We start from the raw sequence: 18,004 nt of genomic DNA, 5'->3' as shown, positions 1-18,004 counted from the left end.
TGACAACGCTGTCATATTTGCGTGCGGTCAGAGTAACCCGGGGGCGGGCGGGGCGTCAAGGCGTGTGTCCGGGTCGGCTGACCCCTGGCGACGGGTCACGACACCGGGTGCTGGGAAGCGTGCGCAGGACCGCATCCGTCGCCCGCCGTTCACTCGCCCGGCGTACGCTCCGAACATGCCGACACGTGTGGCGACGAACGACGGAACGGTGATCGAGACCGACACGGGTGCCGTGCGCGGGGTCCGGCGCCACGGAGTGCGCCGCTGGCGGGGCATCCCCTTCGCCGACTCGACCGCGGGCGCCGGCCGCTTCCGCGCCCCGCGCCCGGCGCCCGACTGGGACGGGGTGCGCGACGCCGAGCACTTCGGCCCCGTCGCCCCGCAGTTGCGGCGCGGCCAGTTCATCGGAGCGGCACCGCACCTGCCGCGCAGCGAGGACTGCCTGAGCCTCAACGTCATCGCACCCGAGCAGTCGGATGCCACGGGGCGAGGGCGTCCCGTCATGGTCTTCCTGCACGGGGGCGCCTACAGCGTCGGCTCCTCGGGCGAGTACCCGCGCCAGGGCGAACGGCTCGTGCGCCGGCACGGCGTGATCTACGTCAGCTGCAACTACCGCCTCGGCGCGCTCGGCTGGCTCGACCTGCGCCGCTACGCGAGCGCGGGGCATCCCATCGAATGCAACCTCGGCCTGCGCGACCAGATCGCCGCGCTCGATTGGGTGCGCCGCAACATCCGCGCGTTCGGCGGCGATCCCGACCGGGTGACCCTCTTCGGCGAGTCGGCGGGTGCGAACTCGGTGACGACCCTCATGACCGTGCCCGCGGCCGAGGGGCTGTTCGCGCGGGCGATCGCGCAGTCCTCGCCCGCGAACGCGGTGTACTCGGCCGAGACGGCGCAGCGCTGGGCCGACGAGTACGTGGCGCTGCTCAGTCGGGTCGTCGACGACGACGACCTCGACAGCGATTCGGGGCCGGATGCCTCGGCGATGCTCCGGCACGCCGATGCGATGCAGCTCGCCGAGGCGACGACCCGGCTCACCGTCAGAACCCCCGACGAGAACCCGGGCACGATCAGCCTCGCGCCCGTGATCGACGGCGAGTTCCTGCCCGAGCGGCCGCTCGATGCCTTCAAGGCGGGGCGGGCGCATCGGGTGCCGCTCGTCATCGGCACGAACGACCGCGAGGGCTCGCTCTTCGAAGGGCGCATCGACATCCTCCCGACGACGAAGCCGCGCATCCGCGCCATCTTCGCGAACACGCGCAAGCCCGCGCGCAAGGCGATCAAGCGGCAGTACCCGGGCCTGCCCGAGCGGCGGCCCGCGGCCGACTTCGCCGGGGACTTCACCTTCTGGTATCCGAGCGTGAAGCTCGCCGAACGGCACTCGCGCTTCGCTCCGACATGGTGCTACCGCTTCGACGCCGCGCCGCGCATGGCGAGGCTGCTCGGGCTCGACGCGACCCACGGCCTCGAGCTCTTCGCCCTCTTCGAGAAGTTCGACACGGCGGTCGGCGCGGGGTTGACGGTGCTCGGCGGGCGCAGGATGTTCCGCGCGGCCGGACGGCGCATGCAGGCGCACTGGGCCGGGTTCGCCGAGCACGGCGAGCCGTGCGCCGCGGGGGGATGCCACGACTGGCCCCGCTACGACGAGGAGCGCCGGCTCACTCTGATCATCGACGGCGGCGACCGCGTCGAGGCCGACCCGCGCGGCGACCGCCGGATCGCCTGGCAGCGCTTCGTGCCGCACGTGTGAGCGCGCCCGGCGCGCGTAGGCTCTCATCATGCTCGCCACCGTGATCCACGCCGCCCGGGACATCCGCGTCGAGACCGTGCCCGACCCCGTCATCACGACGGGCGACGACGCCATCGTGAAGGTCGTCGCCGCCTGCGTCTGCGGCTCCGACCTGTGGCCGTACCGCGGCGTCACGCCGACGCACGAGCCGCACCGCATCGGCCACGAGTTCATCGGCGTCGTCGAGGCGGTCGGCGAGGCGGTCACGGCCGTGCAGGTCGGCGACTTCGTGATCGCCCCGTTCTACGTGTGCGACAACACCTGCGCGAACTGCCGCAACGGCGTCTCGACCTCGTGCCTGAACGGCGGCTGGTGGGGCGGCGACGACCGCAACGGCGCATTCGCCGACGGCGGCCAGGGCGAGCGCGTGCGCGTGCCGCTCGCCGACGGCACCCTCGCCGTCGTGCCCGGGCCGGTGCGTGACGAGCAGATCCCCGGGCTGCTCACGCTCTCCGACGTGATGGGCACTGGGCACCACGCCGCCGTCTCGGCCGGGGTCGGCCCGGGCGACACGGTCGCCGTCGTGGGCGACGGGGCGGTCGGCCTCTGCGCGGTCATCGCCGCGAAGCGCCTCGGGGCAGCCACGATCATCGCGATGAGCCGTCACCCCGAGCGCCAGGCGCTCGCCCGCCGGTTCGGGGCGAGCCACGTCGTCGCGGAGCGCGGGCCCGAGGGCATCGAGCGGGTGCGCGAGCTCACCGGCGGCATCGGCGCCGACCGGGTGCTCGAGTGCGTCGGCACCAAGGAATCGATGGACCAGGCGATCCGCTCGGCCCGCCCGGGCGGCATGGTCGGCTACGTCGGGGTGCCCAACGGCGGCCCCGAGCTGCCCGTGCGCCAGCTCTTCAACACGAACGTCGGCGTGAACGGCGGCGTCGCGCCCGTGCGCGGCTACATCGAAGAGCTGCTGCCCGACGTGCTCTCGGGTGCGATCGAGCCGGGGCTCGTGTTCGACCTCGAGCTTCCGCTCGCCGAGGCCGCCGAGGCCTACGCGGCGATGGACGAGCGCCGGGCGATCAAGGTGCTGCTGCGCCCGTAGGGCGGGGCGAGGGATTCCGGAGGGGCATCCGTGACGGACGAACTGCGGCTCAGCGATCGTGTGCGCGAACGGCTCGCGCGCGAAGAGACCATCTGGCTCACCACGGTGAACCGCCACGGCACGCCCGTGCCGACGCCCGTGTGGTTCGTCTGGAGCGACGGCGAGCTCATGCTGCTGTCGAAGCCCGACACCCCCAAGCTCGCGAACCTCGCCCGCAATCCGCGCACCGCGCTGCACTTCAACACCGACGCCGAGGGCGACGACGTCGCGGTGTTCACGGGTTCGGCCCGTATCGGCGAGATCGGAGACGCGCCCGAGTGGACCGCGTACGCCGTGAAGTACGCCGCCGCGATCGTGCGCATCGGGTACACGGCCGAGCGCTACATCGCCGAGTACTCGGTGCCCGTTCGCGTCGAGGTGGAGCGGGTTCGAGCCTGGTAGCGCGCGAGGCGGGCGAGGCGCCCCCCCTCGGACGGCGGGGCACCCTGAGGGGGCGTCAGGGGAACTGTTCTCGCCCACTACGTCACTGATCCGTCTGGGGCATCAGCGCGGGGAAGGTTCGGTGCGGGCGACGACGTCACTGATACCCAGGATGGATCAGTGACGTAGTGCGGGTGAGGGGGTGTGCTGAAGTCGTTCGCACGGGCGGGCATGCGTCCTGCCGTTGCTGCCGCCGCTTCGGCGGAGCCTCGTGGTCCGTCTACGCGTCGATGTCGTCGAGGCGCGCGATGACGACCTCGAGCAGCCGCGCGAGCTCACCGCGCTCGTCGTCGCTCAGGTCTTGCAGCACATCCGATTCGACGACGTCGGAACCGCGGATCGCGACGCTGAACAGCTGCCACCCCGCGTCGGTGAGGCTCACGTAGATGCGGGTGCGGTTCTCGGCGTCGGGCGTGCGCTCGATGAGCCCGCGTTCGGCGAGCTTGTCGAGCCGGTGCGTCATCGAGGAGGGGGCGACGTTCGTGAGCTCGGCGAGCTGGCTCGGCGTGAGGGCCTCGCCGGCTTTGGCGAGCGAGGTGACGACGGCCCATTCGCCGGCCGTGACCTCGAGGTCGACGAGCTGGCGCGCGTACCACTGGTCGAGCTTCTTCGTGAGGCTCTGCACGGCGGTGATGACCCGCTGCACCGACTCCTCGCCGCCCGCCTTGACGTAGGTCGCGACGGCGCGCCGGTGCAGCTCCTGGGCGCTCGGGGTGCGTTTGGCCATACGGGAATTCTCGCACGCATCTTTCGGTTGCTAATATTTCGATATCGAAGACTTCGTATTCGAAGGGTGAGGGATGCCTCGGGGCCGACGCCGGCCGCGAGGCATCCCTCTGCTCGTCGAGACCTCGGGAGGAGGACACCATCATGCGCGCACGACTGCTCATCCTGGCCAGTGCCATCGGTTCGCTCGGTTGGGGGGCGGTGCTGCCGTACCAGTACGCCTACGCGGCCGACACCCGTGACTGGGGCGCGCTCGTCGCCGCGGGCGCGTCATCGCTGTTCTCGATCGGGGCGCTCGTCGCCGCGCCGCTCGCCGGTCGCCTCGCCGACCGCTTCGACCCCGTACGCGTGGCCGTCATCGCCCAGCTGCTCGGCGCCGCGGGCGTGGCCTCGCTCGTCTTCGCCGACGTGCCGGCGCTCTTCCTCGCCGGCATGCTCGTCTTCGGGCTCGGCCTCTCGGCCGCGGTGCCCGCGAAGCAGGTGCTCGCGCTCAACTGGTCGTCGAGCGACGATCGTCGCAAGGTGTTCGCCTACAAGTTCACGGGCGAGGCGCTCGGCATGGCGGCGGGCGCGTTCCTCGCGGGGCTCGTCGTCGACCTCGACCGGGCCGACGGCCTCGACGTCGGGTTCATGATGGCCGCGGGCGGCTTCGTGCTGTCGTCGGCGATCATCGCGCTCGCCGGGCGGCTGACGTTCGCCGGCCGGCTCGCCGGCGGCGCGCGCGTCGCTGCCGCGGCGGGCGGCCCTGCTTCCGTCTCGACCGCGACCGGCTCGTTCGGCGCCATCGACGCGGCCACCGGCGCGATCGCCGCGGTCGACCTCGACGGCGACGGGCACGCCGACGGGGCCGCGCGCTCGCGCGGTGCGCTGCGGGTCATCTTCGCCCAGCCGGCCATGCGATGGACCGCCGTGGTCACCATCGCGCTCGCGCTCGGCTTCTACGCCCAGTTCGAGTCGGGCCTGCCCGCCTACGGCATCACCGTGCTCGACGTCGACCCCTCGGCGATCGGTCTCGCCGCTGCGATCAACTGCCTCGTCATCGTGGCGCTGCAGGTCATCGTCGTGAAGCTCACCGCGAAGCGCAGCGCCCCGGCCCTGCTCATGGCGGTCGGCTCGATCTGGGTGGTGTCGTGGGTCATCCTCTCGGCGGCGCAGTTCTCGCCCGGCATCGCGACGGCGCTGTTCGTCACGACCTACGGCATCTTCGCCGTCGGCGAGACGATCTACAGCCCCGTGCTGAACCCGCTCACGGCGCAGCTCGCGCCGAAGGGCATGGTCGGCCAGACGCTCGGCACGATCGCCGCGCTGCAGACCGCGTTCTCGGCGGCCGGCCCGCTCGTCGCGGGCGTGCTGCTGGGCGCGGGCCTGACCGACGTGTTCCTCGGCATGCACATCGCCGTGAGCGCGATCGCGGTGTTCGCCGCATGGCGCATCAAGCGCGCGCTCGAGCGCGAGCCCGTCGGGGAGTCGGCACCGCTCGCGGTGCCCGCCGCAGCGGATGCCCCCGCGGACCCCGCTCCTGAGGAGCCCCCGACCACCCCCGTCGATCTCGTGCGCGCGTAGGCCGCGCCGGCACGCACGGATGCCCCGGGGCGACCCCCGGGGCATCCGGCGCCCGGCCCCGCCCTGCGTGTGACGAGTCGCAGGAGCGGCGTCGCGGCACGCCGTGCTGATGCGGCGTGTCGGCCGAATCATCGTGCAACTCGTCACCCGCGGCGCGGGGCGGGGCGCGGTGCGGGGTGGGGTGGGGTGGGCGTGACACGTACGGATGCCCCGGGGCGAACCCCGGGGCATCCGTGTCTGCTGAAGCCGGCGCCTACTCGCCGACGGTGACGAACTCGTCGAGGGTCTTGCGCTGACGCGGCGCGACCTCGCGCTCGCGCAGCACCTCGGGCAGACGGTCGACGTCGCCGAGCGCGCCGATCGTGGTGATCGACACGACCTCGAGCGAGTCGGCCAGGTCGAAGGCGTCGTGGATGGCCTTCGCGTCGAAGCCGCCCATCTGGTGGGTGTGCAGGCCCTCGTGCTGCGCCTGCACGGTGAGGTGCGCAACAGCCTGGCCGAGGTCGTAGCGCGCCCACGGGCGTTCGCGGCCCTCGGCGTCGACCGTCTCGGCGAGGTTCGCGATGAGCACGGCGGCCGAGTCGGCCCAAGCCTGGTTGAAGCCGGCCATCGCATCGTGCAGCTTCGTGAAGGCGGCGGTGCCGCGGCGGGCGACGATGAAGCGCCACGGCTGCGAGTTGTTCGCCGACGGGGCCCAGCGGGCCGCCTCGAGGATGGTGCGCAGCGTCTCAGTCTCGACGACGGCCGCGGGGTCGAAGGCGCGCGGGCTCCAGCGGTCGGCGAGCGGGTCGATGAGCGGAGCGGCGGTGTCGGCCTTGCGCGAGGTGAGGTCGGTGACGATGGTCATGAGCGGTGCTTCCTGGATCGAGTGATGTGCCGGGTCGCCGTCGTCCCGAAAAATGCAAACGCATGGATGCTACGCCGCATTCCCCGAGCGCGGGCTGAGCGCGTTCACTCCGGGCGAGAGCGCTCCGCGTGGCCCTATCCCCGCGTTCGAGGGGTGTGGGAGCATTGCCGGGCAAGTTCCGTCAATGAGGAAGGATGCTTCATGCTGAAGATGCGATCCATCGCAGCAGCCTCCGTGTTCGCACTCGCGTTGACCGCGCTCGCCGCAGCACCTGCGGGAGCCGTCACCGGGTCGGGCGCGGATGATGAGCGCGAGTACGTGGTGCTGTTCGCCGAGGGGGTCTCGAGCGCCGATGCTCGTGCCGCGGTCGAGGCTGCAGGCGGCACCGTCGTCACCGAGAACGACGCCGTCGGCGTCGCGACCGTGACCGCAGGTGCCGACTTCGCCGCGGCGGCCGCCGGGCAGGCGGCAATCGAGGGCACCGCGCAGAACCGCGTGATCGGCGACGTGCCCGAGGCGCGCGCGGCGAACGGCGAGGCGCGCAAGGCCGACGCGGTCGAGCAGGAGACCAGGGCCGCCGGCAAGGGCATCGACCTGAGCCGCAAGGGCCCGAAGCCGGGCAAGGGCAAGCCGAGCGCCGAGCCGCTCGCCTCGCTCCAGTGGGACATGCAGCAGATCGGCGCGACCGTCGACGGCTCGTACAAGTGGGAGAAGGGCTCGAAGAAGGTCCGGGTCGCGATCCTCGACACCGGCGTCGACGGCACGCACCCCGACATCGCCCCGAACTTCGATGCGAAGCTCAGCCGCAACTTCACGGTCGACGTGCCGTTCGACGCGAACGGGGTGGAGGTCGACGGCGCCTGCGAGGACGACCCCGACGGCTCCTGCGAGGACGCGGCGAACGTGGACGAGAACGGCCACGGCACGCACGTCGCCTCGACGATCGGCTCGCCGATCAACGGGATCGGCGTCGCCGGCGTCGCCCCGAACGTGTCGCTCGTGAACCTCCGGGCCGGTCAGGACTCGGGGTACTTCTTCCTCCAGCCCTCGATCGACGCCCTCACCTACGCGGGCCGCAACGGCATCGACGTCGTGAACATGAGCTACTACGTCGACCCGTGGCTCTTCAACTGCTCGAGCCACCCGGCCGACTCGCCCGCCGACCAGCAGGAGCAGCAGACCATCGTCACGGCGATGCAGCGCGCGCTCGACTACGCACGCAACCGCGGCGTGACGCTCGTCGCGGCGGCCGGCAACGGTGCGACCGACTACACGAAGGTGATCAGCGACACGGGCAGCCCCGACTTCGCCGACGTGCCGGGCGAGGTCGCCTACACGCGCGACCTGCTCGACCCCGACAGCTGCATCTCGATGCCCTCCGAGGGTGACGGCGTGATCTCGGTCTCGAGCACGGGCATCTCGAAGCGCAAGGCGTACTACTCCGACTACGGCAACGGCTACGTGGACGTCGCCGCTCCCGGCGGTGACGTCTACGACACGGCCGGCAACACGCGCGACATCACGCGTGCGACGCTCGCGGCCTACCCGCAGTCGCTCGCCGAGGCGAACGGCGAGATCGACGAGAACGGCGAGCCGACCGTGAACTACGTGGTGAAGAGCTGCGACGCGGCAGGCGCGAACTGCGGGTACTACCAGTACCTGCAGGGCACCTCGATGGCCTCGCCGCACGCCGCCGGCGTCGCGGCGCTCATCGTGAGCCGCTACGGCCTGCCCGACGTGCTGAACGGCGGCAAGTTCCTGCCGCCGAAGGCCGTCGAGAAGATCCTCGCGAAGTCGGCCGTCGACACGGCGTGCCCGGTTCCGGCGGACTTCACCTACACGCGCATCACGCCGGCGGGGGCGACGCTGACCGCGACGCACACCTGCGAGGGCGGCACGTCGTCGAACGGCTTCTACGGAGCCGGCATCATCAACGCGGCGAAGGCGATCGGCCACTAGGCGGGTCGTCGCCCGGCTCGAGCCGGGCGCCCAGGGGCGCGGCATCCGTTCTCGGAACGGGTGCCGCGCCCTCGTCGTGCCGCCGCCCGTACGATGTGCAGATGATCACCGTCGATGGGCAGGCCGCCCGAGTCCTGGCCGCATACACCGACCTGCTGGTCGAACGGGGCATCCGCGGCGCGACGCTCGAGGCGGTCGCGAGCCGGGCGGGGCTGTCGAAGTCGGGGGCGCTGCACCACTTCGGCTCGGTGGGGGCGCTGCGCGCCGCGCTCTTCGTCGAGATGCGGGCGCAGGCGGGCCGCGACGCCGAGGAGATGCGCTCCGCCCCCGACGCGGCGGTGCGTTACTACCTCGTCTCCTCGCTCGATCGCGACAGCGAGCTCGAGCGGCTCATCGATGCCGGGTACCGCGTCGCGCAGACCGGTGACGAGGCGGCCCTCGAGGCGCTGCGGGCCTGCCGCGACGACTGGCTCGAGGCGCTCGTCGCGGCGACGGGCGACGAGGTGCTCGCCCGCATGGTGCTCTTCGTCGGCGACGGCGTGAACCACAACGCGTTGATGAGCCCGCCCGAGGGCGACGAGGTGCTCACCCCGGCGCACGTCGAGGCACTCGTCGCGACGCTCGAGGCGATGCGGGTGCCCGGGCCGCGGGCCTGACCGGCGAACGGTTCCGATCGCGTGCCCGCGGTGGCGAGCGTCGGAGCGTGATGCCGCCTCAGGGCAGACCGACTAGTCGGTCGGTGACGTATGCTGTTCACGTCCCCCCGCCCCTCGACGACGAGCAGGTACCGTGAGCACCACCCGCGCGGCAAGTCCCGCTTCCCCCTCGACTCCCGCACCCCGGGCGGAGACGCCCACCAAGGGCCTCGCCATCGGCAAGCTCGGACTCTGGGGCTCGACCGTGATCGGCATCGCTTCGACGGCGCCGCTGTTCTCGCTCGCCGCGACGCTCGGCTACGTGATCATCGCCGTGGGCGCGCAGGCGCCGGTCGCGTTCATCCTCGCCTTCGTGCCGATGCTGTTCACCGCCTTCGCCTACCGGGAGCTCAACAACGACGTGCCCGACTGCGGCACCGTGTTCACCTGGGCGGCGAAGGCCTTCGGCCCGCGCACCGGATGGATGGCGGGCTGGAGCATCGCCGTCGCCGGCGTGCTGGTCATGGCGAACCTCGCCGAGATCGCCTCGGTCTACCTGCTGAGCCTCATCGGCGACGGCTCGCTCACCGAGAATCGCGTGATCGTCACGGCATTCGGATGCCTCATCATCGCCGTCATGACGTGGGTGTCGCTGCGCGGCGTCGAGATCGGCGAGCGCATGCAGCAGGTGCTGCTCGCGATCCAGTACCTCGCGATGGCGGCGTTCGTGATCGGATGCCTCGTCGGCTACTTCTCGGGCAACGCCCCCGACGCGACCCCGGTGTCGCTCGACTGGTTCAACCCGTTCCTCGCCGACGGCACCGGCATGGTGCAGGCGATCCTGCTCGCGCTCTTCATCTACTGGGGCTGGGACACCTGCCTCGCCCTCACCGAGGAGACGAAGGACCCACGCCGCACCCCGGGGCGTGCCGCCACCCTCACGACGGTGATCCTGCTGATCACCTACGTCGGCATCACCGTGGTCGCCATGATGTACGCCGGCCTGGGCGACACCGGCACCGGCCTCGCGAACGAGGCGAACGCCGACGACGTGTTCTCGGGTCTCGCCGCGATGGCGATGGGGCCGATGGGCTGGTTCCTCGTGATCGCCGTCGCGATCTCGGCGCTCTCCTCCTCGCAGACGACGATCCTCCCGACCGCGCGCGGCACCTTCGCCATGGGCGTCTACCAGGCGCTGCCCGCCCGCTTCGCCAAGGTGCACGAGGCGTCGAAGACGCCGACCTTCTCGACGATGCTCGTCGGCGTCATCGCGATCGTCTACTACGCGGGGATGAACCTCGTCTCGACCGACGTGCTCGCCGACTCGCTGCTCTCGATGGGCCTCGCCATCGCGTTCTTCTACGCCATCGCGAGCTTCGCGTGCGTCTGGTACTTCCGCCGCACCCTCTTCGCCAGCCGGCGGAACGTGTTCTACCGCCTCGTCTTCCCGATGCTCGGCGGGCTGTTCATGACATGGGCGTTCGTGCAGTCGGCGATCGACATGCTCGACCCCGACTACGGCTACTCGCAGCTCGCCGGCGTCGGCGGCGCGTTCATCGTCGGCGTCGGCTCGCTGCTGCTCGGCGTCGTGCTGATGTTCGTGTGGGCGCTCTTCCCGGGCTCGCGCGACTACTTCCAGAAGCGTTCGCTCAACCGCGACACCGAGGTGCTCGCGCCCGAGTGAGGTGGTGGGCGCGCGCCTCCGCCGACCGCACCCATCCATCGACTTCCGATCCGAAGGAGCCCGGTCCATGTTCGACACCGTCATCGTCGGAGCCGGCGTCGCCGGACTGACCGCAGCCCGGCTGCTGCACGCGGCCGGCCGCCGCGTCGTCGTGCTCGAGGCGCGCGATCGCGTCGGCGGCCGCACCTGGACCGACCGCTCGCCGGGGTTCAGCGTCGACCGCGGCGCCTCCTGGATCCACGGGCTCACCGGCAACCCCCTCACCGAGCTCGTCGAGGCGTTCGGCATGGAGACCTCGGAGTTCACCGTCGGGAGCTTCCAGGCCGGCGGACGCCCGATCGCGAACTACGACGAGGCCCATCGCGAACTCGACGAAGCGGCGACCGAGGCGTGGCTCGCCGACGCCGCGGCGGTCGAGGAGCGTCTCGCGGCGGCCGCCGAGGCATCCGAGCCTGGGGAGAGCTACGCCGACGTCGTCGACCGCGTCCTCGCCGAACTCGGGTGGAGCGAGGAGCGCACCGCGCGAGCGCGCGCGTTCCACCGCCACCGCACCGAGGAGCAGTGCGGCGCCGACGACGCTGACGTCGACGCCCACGGGCTCGACGAGGACGCGATCGACGGCGACGAGGTGGTGTTCCCCGGCGGCTACGACGCGCTCGCGACCGGCCTGGCCCGCGGCCTCGACGTCCGACTCGAGCAGACGGTCACCGCAGTCGAATGGTCGGGCGCAGGGGTGCGCGTCACCACCGGATCGGAGTCGTTCGAGGCCCGCGACGTCGTCGTCACGGTGCCGCTCGGGGTGCTCAAGGCCGCGGCGATCGACTTCGAGCCCGCGCTGCCCGAGACGGTGGCAGCGGCGATCGCTCGTGTCGGGATGGGCACCTTCAACAAGGTCTTCCTGCAGTTCCCCGAGCGCTTCTGGCAGGACGGCGCGTACGCGATCCGCCAGCTCGGCGCCGGCAGCGTGCCCTGGCACTCCTGGTACGACGTGTCGGCCGTCAGCGGCACCCCGATGCTGCTGACCTTCGCGGGCGGCGAGTGGGCCCGCCGCATCGAGCGGATGCCCGACGACGAGATCGTCGCCTCGGTGCTCGACGGGCTCCGGCGCATCTACGGCGAGGCGATGCCCGAGCCGACCGGCCATTGGATCACCCGCTGGGGCTCCGACCCGTTCGCCCTCGGCTCGTACTCCTACGTCGCCCGAGGCGCCACGTACGAGGATCACGACGTCATCGCCACGCCGATCGGCGGCGTGCTGCACCTCGCCGGCGAGGCGACGTGGGGCGACTGCCCGGCGACCGTCAACGGCGCGCTCCTCTCGGGGCACCGCGCGGCCGAGCGCATCCTCGGTCGCGCAATCCCGCTCCGGTCCTTGGCCGAGTAGCGAGCGACGAGGCGCCCACGTCTCTGCGGCGATCCGTTTCGAGCTGTGCCAGTTCCGCCTCATCAGGTGAGGCGGAACTGGCACAGCTCGGAGAGAAACCTCTGGGGCCTGGGGCCTGGGGCCTGGGACCTGAGTTCTGAGGATTGGGGTTTGGGGCTGGAGGCCTGGGGCCGATTTCCTGCCGGTCGAGGTGGCGCGCATGCGCCGTATCGAGACCACCCGCTCGTGCGGCAGTGGCCTCGATTCGCTCCTGCGTCGCTACTCGACCGACGGGCGGCTCACGCCGCCGCGAGCTTCTCGCGGATGCCGGCGACGAACGCGTCGATGTCGGCTTCGCTCGTGTCGAACCCGCACATCCAGCGCACCTCGCCGCGGGCGGCGTCCCAGTCGTAGAAGCGGAAGCCGCGCTCGCGCAGCTTGTCGGCGACGCCCTGCGGCAGCGTGGCGAAGACGCCGTTCGACTGCGTCTGCTGCGAGAAGCCGAGGCCCGGCAGCTCGCCCGCGGCGATGCCGGCGTCGAGCGCGTCGCGCAGGCGCGAGGCCATCGCGTTCGCGTGCGTCGCGTTGCGGAGCCACAGGTCGCCCTCGTAGAGCGCGATCAGCTGCGCCGAGACGAAGCGCATCTTCGAGGCGAGCTGCATGTTGAGCTTGCGCAGGTACTTCAGGCCCTCGGATGCCTCGGGGTTCAGCACCACGATCGCCTCGGCGCCGAGGCATCCGTTCTTCGTGCCGCCGACGCTCAGCACGTCGACGCCCGCGTCACGGGTGAATGCCCGCAGGGGCACGCCGAGGGATGCGCCCGCGTTCGAGAGGCGGGCGCCGTCCATGTGCAGCTTCATGCCGAGCGAGTGGGTGTGCTCGGCGATCGCGCGCACCTCGTCGACGGTGTAGGCGGTACCGAGCTCGCTCGTCTGCGTGATCGACACGACGAGCGGCTGAGCGCGGTGCTCGTCGCCCCAGCCCCAGGCCTCCTCGTCGATGAGCTCGGGGGTGAGCTTGCCGTCGGGCGCGGCGACCGTGAGCAGCTTGATGCCGCCGACGCGCTCGGGCGCCCCGCCCTCGTCGGAGTTGATGTGCGCCGTCTTCGCCGAGACGACCGCGCCCCAGCGCGGCAGCATCGACTGCAGGCCGGTCACGTTCGCGCCGGTGCCGTTGAACACGGGGAAGGCCTCGACGCCCTCGCCGAAGTGGTGGGCGAACACCTGCTGCAGGCGTTCGGTGTAGACGTCTTCGCCGTAGGCCACCTGGTGGCCGTCGTTGGCGGTCGCGATGGCGGCGAGCACCTCGGGGTGCACGCCCGAGTAGTTGTCGGAGGCGAAGCCGCGGAAGGTCGTGTCGTGGAGCGGAGAGTTCACCGAACCATCCTCGCATCCGGCGGGCGGCGGACATCGTGACGGCGGGCGCACGGAATCGCCGTATTCGCGCCCCGGACGCAGTTCTGACGCGCGAAGCGGGCGGATGCCAGGGGCCCCCACCCCGTGGCATCCGCCCGCAGCTCGAATCGCGCGAGACCTGCTATCCGCGCAGCGCCTCGGCGAGGGGCACCCGCGACCCCGTCTTGAGGAGGGTGTTGCGGTAGATCCGCTCGCCGATCGCGACGGCGAGGGCCGTCGTCGCGATGAGGATCGCGAGCGAGAGGATCGGCTCCCACCACTCGGCCTGGCCGAGGAAGATGCGCACGGGCATGCCGACCGGGGCCGAGAACGGCACGTAGCTCATGATCGCGAGCACGGCCGGGTTGTCGAAGAAGAAGATCACGAGGAAGTACGGGATCATCACGAGCATCGTCACCGGGGTCGTGACCGAGCCCATGTCCTCGGCGCGGGAGACCATCGCGGCGCTCGCGGCGAAGAGGGCGGCGAGCATCACGAAGCCGATCGCGAAGAACACGACGAACCAGATCACCGAGCTGCCGAGCCCGCCGAGCAGCACCTTCTGCCCGGTCACGAGGAGCCCGACGATCGCGAGCGCCGCGATCGCGATGATCTGCCCGAACGCCAGCACGCTGTTGCCGATCACCTTGCCCGTGAGCAGCGCCCGGGCCGACACCGTCGAGAGCAGGATCTCGACGACGCGGGTCTGCTTCTCCTCGACGACCGACTGGGCGATCGTCGAGCCGAAGGTGATCGCCGACATGAAGAACACGATGCCGAACCCGAAGGCGACGAGATAGGCGAGACCGGGGTCGACCGCGGCCGGCTCGAGCAGCTCGACCGACGGGCGGACCGCGAGCGCCGACACGACGCTCGACGGCGTCTGGTCGAGACCGATGACGGTGATGCCGAGGGGGTCGGATGCCGCGGGGCTGATCACCGCATCGACCTCGCCGTCGCGCAGCAACTGCTCGCCGGCGGCCTCGTCGTCGACGGGCACCGGGTCGAGCGCCGGATTGCCCTCGACGGCGGTCGCCGCAGAACCGACGACCGCGACCTTCGCCGGGTCGGACTGGCCGCCGAACAGACTGCCGAGCACGACCGAGGCGAGCACGGCGAGCATGAGGATGCCGGTCGAGACGAGGAACGCCTTGCTGCGCAGCCGCATCGTGATCTCGCGGCCCGCGATGAGCGAGACGCTGTCGAGGAAGCTCGGCTCGCCAGGGCGGGTCGGCGCGACCGCGGCCTGCTGGGACTGCGTGCTCATCGCACGACCTCCTTGAAGATCTGGGCGAGCGTGGTGTGCTCGCGGGTGAAGCTCACGACCTCGCCTCGGCTGACGGCCTCGGCGAGCACCGCCTGCCGCGCGGCATCCGATTCGGCTTCGAAGACCGCCCAGCCGCCGTCGAACTCGGCGACCGTGATGCCCGCGCGCTCGCGCAGCCAGCCGGTGTCGCCGTCGGTCAGCAGTTCCCAGCGCTCCGAGCCGTGCTCGGCGCGGAGCGCGTCGCGCGCGCCGGATGCGGCGATGCGGCCGCCCGCGATGATGACGAGGTCGTCGCAGAGACGCTCGACGATGTCGAGCTGATGCGAGGAGAAGAGCACGGGCACCCCGCCCGCGGCGGCGTCGGCCAGCACGCCCTGCACCGTCTCGACCGCGATCGGGTCGAGGCCCGAGAACGGCTCGTCGAGCACGAGCACCTCGGGGTGGTGCACGAGGGCTGCGGCGATCTGCGCCCGCTGCTGGTTGCCGAGCGACAGCGACTCGATCGTGTCGTCGAAGCGCTCGCCGAGGCCGAGACGATCGAGCAGCTCGCTCGCGTTGCGGCGCGCGGCGGCGGGAGCCCAGCCGTGCAGGCGGGCGAGGTAGACCGCCTGCTCGAGCACCTTCATCTTGGGGTAGAGCCCGCGCTCCTCGGGCATGTAGCCGAAGCGGCGGCGATCGGCGGCGGTGAGCGTCGCCCCGTCGAGCGAGACGCTGCCGCCGTCGGCCGCGAGCACGCCGAGGATGATGCGCATCGTCGTCGTCTTGCCCGCGCCGTTGCCGCCGACGAAGCCGGTGAGGCGGCCGTCGCCGACCGAGAAGGAGACCGCGTCGAGCGCGAGACGCTCGCCGTAGCGCTTGGTCACGTCGTTGAGTTCGAGCATGCCTTCACCGTACGGATGCCGCGCGGCCGGCGTCATCCGCCTGGCGACGGGTATCGCACCTCCGCCTCGCGGCGGAGGTGCGCGGAGGGGTTTCGGACGTCGCCGGTCGCGGTTACCCTCGCAGCATGAGCGAGGGGCTCGAGCGATCGGAGACGGGGGAGGCCGCGGTGCGCGAGCCGCGAGCCGATTCGGTCGTGCCGCCGCCGAACGGCATGCGCACCTTCCTCCATGTGCTCGTGAACACGATGATCGCGAACGTGACCACGAGCTTCCTGTGGTTCGCGCTCACGTTCTGGGTGTACCTCGAGACGCGGTCGGTGCTCGCGACCGGCATCATCGGCGGCGCGTACATGCTGCTCATCGCCCTGTTCGGCATGGTCTTCGGCACCCTCGTCGATCGGCACCGCAAGCACCGGGTGATGGTGATGTCGAGCGTCGTGACGCTCGTGTCGTTCACGGTCGCGGGCGTGCTCTACGCGGTGCAGCCCGAATCGTCGCTCCTCGATCTCGGCGGCCCGTGGTTCTGGGTGTTCTCGGGGGTCATCCTCTTCGGCGCCGTCGTCGAGAACATGCGCAACATCGCCCTCTCGACGACGGTCACCCTGCTCGTTCCCGAAGAGCGCCACGCCAACGCGAACGGCATGGTCGGCACGGTTCAGGGGCTCGCATTCATGGTCACGAGCGTGTTCAGCGGGCTCGCGATCGGCATCGTGGGCATGGGGTGGACCCTGGTCATCGCGATCGCGATGACGCTCGTCGCGCTCGTGCACCTGCTCTTCGTGCACATCCCCGAAGCGCAGCCCGTCGTCGACGCCGACCGGCCGCCGATGATCGACCTGCGCGGCAGCATCGCAGCGGTGCGCGCCGCACCCGGGCTCTTCGCGCTCGTGCTCTTCTCGACCTTCAACAACCTCATCGGCGGCGTGTACATGGCCCTGATGGACCCGTACGGACTCGAGCTCTTCCCCGTCGAGATCTGGGGCATCGTGCTCGGCGTCACTGCGACCGGGTTCATCATCGGCGGGCTCGTCGTCGCCAAGTGGGGGCTCGGCGAGAACCCCATCCGCACGATGCTGCTCGTCGTCATCGGCATGGGGCTGCTCGGGGCGCTGTTCACGATCCGCGACTGGTGGCTGCTCTACGCGCTCGGCATCTGGGCGTACATGTGCCTCATCCCGGTGGTCGAGGCGGCCGAGCAGACGGTCATCCAGAAGGTCGTGCCGTTCCGTGCGCAGGGGCGGGTCTTCGGATTCGCCCAGGCGTTCGAGGCGGCCGCCGCACCGATCACCGCGTTCCTCATCGCGCCGATCGCCGAGTTCTGGATCATCCCGTACATGGAGTCGGCGGAGGGGCAGCAGACCTGGGGATGGCTGCTCGGCGACGGCGAGGCGCGCGGCATCGCGCTCGTGTTCTTCTTCTCGGGCCTCGTGATGGTGGCGCTCGCGCTCGTGGCCTTCGCGACCCGCTCGTACCGCATGCTCTCGACCGAGTTCCGGGAGGGCCTGCCCGCGCCGAGCGGCGGGGCCGGCGCTGCCGGCGTTGCCGGTCCCGCGGTCGGCGACGCGGCGAGCGCACGGGGAGGCCGCTCGGCCGAGTGAACGGCGCGGTGTTTCGATCTCCATCGAAACTCTTCGGCCGCTTCTCGTGCTCGGGAAGAGTGGGCGTCGCGGCCAGATCGGGTCGCGATCGATGACCGGAAGGACCCCGACCTTGGCCGTTCGCGCCGACCTCAACATCTCCCTCGACGGCTCCGCGTCGACGACCGACCAGACCGCGGAGAACCCGATGGGCGAGGACTGGTTCCGCCTCGTCGCCGCGAACGCGGCGACCCGCACGTTCCGCGAACGCGTGCTCGGCGACACCTCGGGCAAGGGAACGACCGGCGTCGACGACGCGTACGCTCAGGAGTACTTCACGAACATCGGCGCCGAGATCATGGGTGCGGGGATGTTCGGGCTGCACCACAACGCCGACGACCCAGACTGGCGCGGGTGGTGGGGCGACGAGCCGCCGTTCCGGGTGCCGGTGTTCGTGCTGACGCATGCTCCGCGGCCGTCGATCGAGATGGCGGGCGGCACGACGTTCCACTTCCTCGACGCGTCGCCCGAGGAGGCGCTGGCCGAGGCGACCCGCGCCGCGGGCGGAGCCGACGTGCGCATCGGCGGCGGCGTGCGCACGGTGCGGTCGTTCCTGGCGGCCGGCCTCGTCGACCGGCTCCACGTCGCGATCGCACCGATCCTGCTCGGACGCGGCCTCAGCCTGTGGGAGGACCTGCGCGGCCTCGAGCGCCGATACGAGGTCTCGAGCGAGATTGCGGAGAGCGGCACGGTGCACGTGACCTTCCGGCGGTGACCGGCGTTCGTCGCGCAGCGTCGGC

At 71.3% G+C, this 18,004-nt stretch carries 15 protein-coding genes; 10 read left to right on the top strand and 5 right to left on the bottom strand.

Annotated features, from left to right (window positions below; genetic code table 11):
• The first annotated feature begins 175 nt into the window (after positions 1 to 175).
• Genes GQQ93_RS07575 through GQQ93_RS07565 form a run of 3 tightly spaced genes read left to right on the top strand, consistent with a single transcriptional unit; the run spans position 176 to position 3,269 of the window.
• On the top strand, positions 176 to 1,750 hold the full coding sequence (locus GQQ93_RS07575; RefSeq protein WP_157423638.1) for a carboxylesterase/lipase family protein: 1,575 nt from the start codon (positions 176 to 178) through the stop codon (positions 1,748 to 1,750).
• A 28-nt stretch (positions 1,751 to 1,778) separates the two neighbouring features.
• Positions 1,779 to 2,828 carry a zinc-dependent alcohol dehydrogenase family protein gene (locus GQQ93_RS07570; protein ID WP_157423637.1) on the top strand — a complete coding sequence of 350 codons (1,050 nt, stop codon included), beginning with the start codon at positions 1,779 to 1,781 and terminating at the stop codon, positions 2,826 to 2,828.
• Positions 2,829 to 2,858: 30 nt separating this feature from the next.
• Complete coding sequence (locus GQQ93_RS07565) at positions 2,859 to 3,269, top strand: TIGR03667 family PPOX class F420-dependent oxidoreductase (RefSeq protein ID WP_157423636.1); 411 nt, start codon at positions 2,859 to 2,861, stop codon at positions 3,267 to 3,269.
• A 259-nt stretch (positions 3,270 to 3,528) separates the two neighbouring features.
• On the opposite strand, the gene GQQ93_RS07560 is transcribed toward GQQ93_RS07565, so the two are convergent.
• On the bottom strand, positions 3,529 to 4,035 hold the full coding sequence (locus GQQ93_RS07560) for a MarR family winged helix-turn-helix transcriptional regulator (protein WP_157423635.1): 507 nt from the start codon (positions 4,033 to 4,035) through the stop codon (positions 3,529 to 3,531).
• Positions 4,036 to 4,178: 143 nt separating this feature from the next.
• On the opposite strand from GQQ93_RS07560, the gene GQQ93_RS07555 reads away from it, so the two are divergent.
• Positions 4,179 to 5,597: an MFS transporter gene (locus GQQ93_RS07555; RefSeq protein WP_157423634.1), complete on the top strand. Its 1,419-nt coding sequence runs from the start codon at positions 4,179 to 4,181 to the stop codon at positions 5,595 to 5,597.
• Positions 5,598 to 5,850: 253 nt separating this feature from the next.
• Here GQQ93_RS07555 and GQQ93_RS07550 read toward each other — a convergent pair whose 3' ends face one another.
• Positions 5,851 to 6,444 carry a nitroreductase family protein gene (locus GQQ93_RS07550; RefSeq protein WP_157423633.1) on the bottom strand — a complete coding sequence of 198 codons (594 nt, stop codon included), beginning with the start codon at positions 6,442 to 6,444 and terminating at the stop codon, positions 5,851 to 5,853.
• Positions 6,445 to 6,645: 201 nt separating this feature from the next.
• On the opposite strand from GQQ93_RS07550, the gene GQQ93_RS07545 reads away from it, so the two are divergent.
• The 4 genes from GQQ93_RS07545 (at position 6,646) to GQQ93_RS07530 (ending at position 12,106) form a co-directional block, all read left to right on the top strand.
• Positions 6,646 to 8,403, top strand: a complete 1,758-nt coding sequence (locus tag GQQ93_RS07545) for a S8 family peptidase (RefSeq protein ID WP_212277280.1) — start codon at positions 6,646 to 6,648, stop codon at positions 8,401 to 8,403.
• A gap of 101 nt (positions 8,404 to 8,504) precedes the next feature.
• Complete coding sequence (locus tag GQQ93_RS07540) at positions 8,505 to 9,059, top strand: TetR/AcrR family transcriptional regulator (RefSeq protein ID WP_157423632.1); 555 nt, start codon at positions 8,505 to 8,507, stop codon at positions 9,057 to 9,059.
• Between the two features lie 133 nt (positions 9,060 to 9,192).
• Positions 9,193 to 10,722 carry an APC family permease gene (locus GQQ93_RS07535; protein WP_157423631.1) on the top strand — a complete coding sequence of 510 codons (1,530 nt, stop codon included), beginning with the start codon at positions 9,193 to 9,195 and terminating at the stop codon, positions 10,720 to 10,722.
• Positions 10,723 to 10,789: 67 nt separating this feature from the next.
• On the top strand, positions 10,790 to 12,106 hold the full coding sequence (locus tag GQQ93_RS07530) for a flavin monoamine oxidase family protein (RefSeq protein ID WP_157423630.1): 1,317 nt from the start codon (positions 10,790 to 10,792) through the stop codon (positions 12,104 to 12,106).
• 278 nt (positions 12,107 to 12,384) lie between these two features.
• Here GQQ93_RS07530 and GQQ93_RS07525 read toward each other — a convergent pair whose 3' ends face one another.
• From GQQ93_RS07525 to GQQ93_RS07515, 3 genes are all read right to left on the bottom strand, one after another.
• The gene (locus GQQ93_RS07525) at positions 12,385 to 13,461 is read right to left on the bottom strand and encodes a threonine aldolase family protein (RefSeq protein WP_157423629.1); all 1,077 of its coding nucleotides are present in this window, start codon (positions 13,459 to 13,461) and stop codon (positions 12,385 to 12,387) included.
• Positions 13,462 to 13,621: 160 nt separating this feature from the next.
• The gene (locus GQQ93_RS07520; protein ID WP_157423628.1) at positions 13,622 to 14,746 is read right to left on the bottom strand and encodes an ABC transporter permease; all 1,125 of its coding nucleotides are present in this window, start codon (positions 14,744 to 14,746) and stop codon (positions 13,622 to 13,624) included.
• On the bottom strand, positions 14,743 to 15,627 hold the full coding sequence (locus tag GQQ93_RS07515; RefSeq protein WP_157423627.1) for an ABC transporter ATP-binding protein: 885 nt from the start codon (positions 15,625 to 15,627) through the stop codon (positions 14,743 to 14,745). Before GQQ93_RS07515 ends, GQQ93_RS07520 begins: the two co-directional genes overlap by 4 nt.
• A gap of 212 nt (positions 15,628 to 15,839) precedes the next feature.
• On the opposite strand from GQQ93_RS07515, the gene GQQ93_RS07510 reads away from it, so the two are divergent.
• Positions 15,840 to 17,225 carry an MFS transporter gene (locus GQQ93_RS07510; RefSeq protein ID WP_157423903.1) on the top strand — a complete coding sequence of 462 codons (1,386 nt, stop codon included), beginning with the start codon at positions 15,840 to 15,842 and terminating at the stop codon, positions 17,223 to 17,225.
• A gap of 112 nt (positions 17,226 to 17,337) precedes the next feature.
• Positions 17,338 to 17,979, top strand: a complete 642-nt coding sequence (locus GQQ93_RS07505; protein WP_157423626.1) for a dihydrofolate reductase family protein — start codon at positions 17,338 to 17,340, stop codon at positions 17,977 to 17,979.
• Positions 17,980 to 18,004: the final 25 nt, after the last annotated feature.

This window comes from Agromyces lapidis (assembly GCF_009749405.1).
GTDB lineage: Bacteria > Actinomycetota > Actinomycetes > Actinomycetales > Microbacteriaceae > Agromyces > Agromyces lapidis.
Note: the sequence above shows the minus strand (reverse complement) of the source record. Positions and strands in the feature narration are given on the sequence as shown.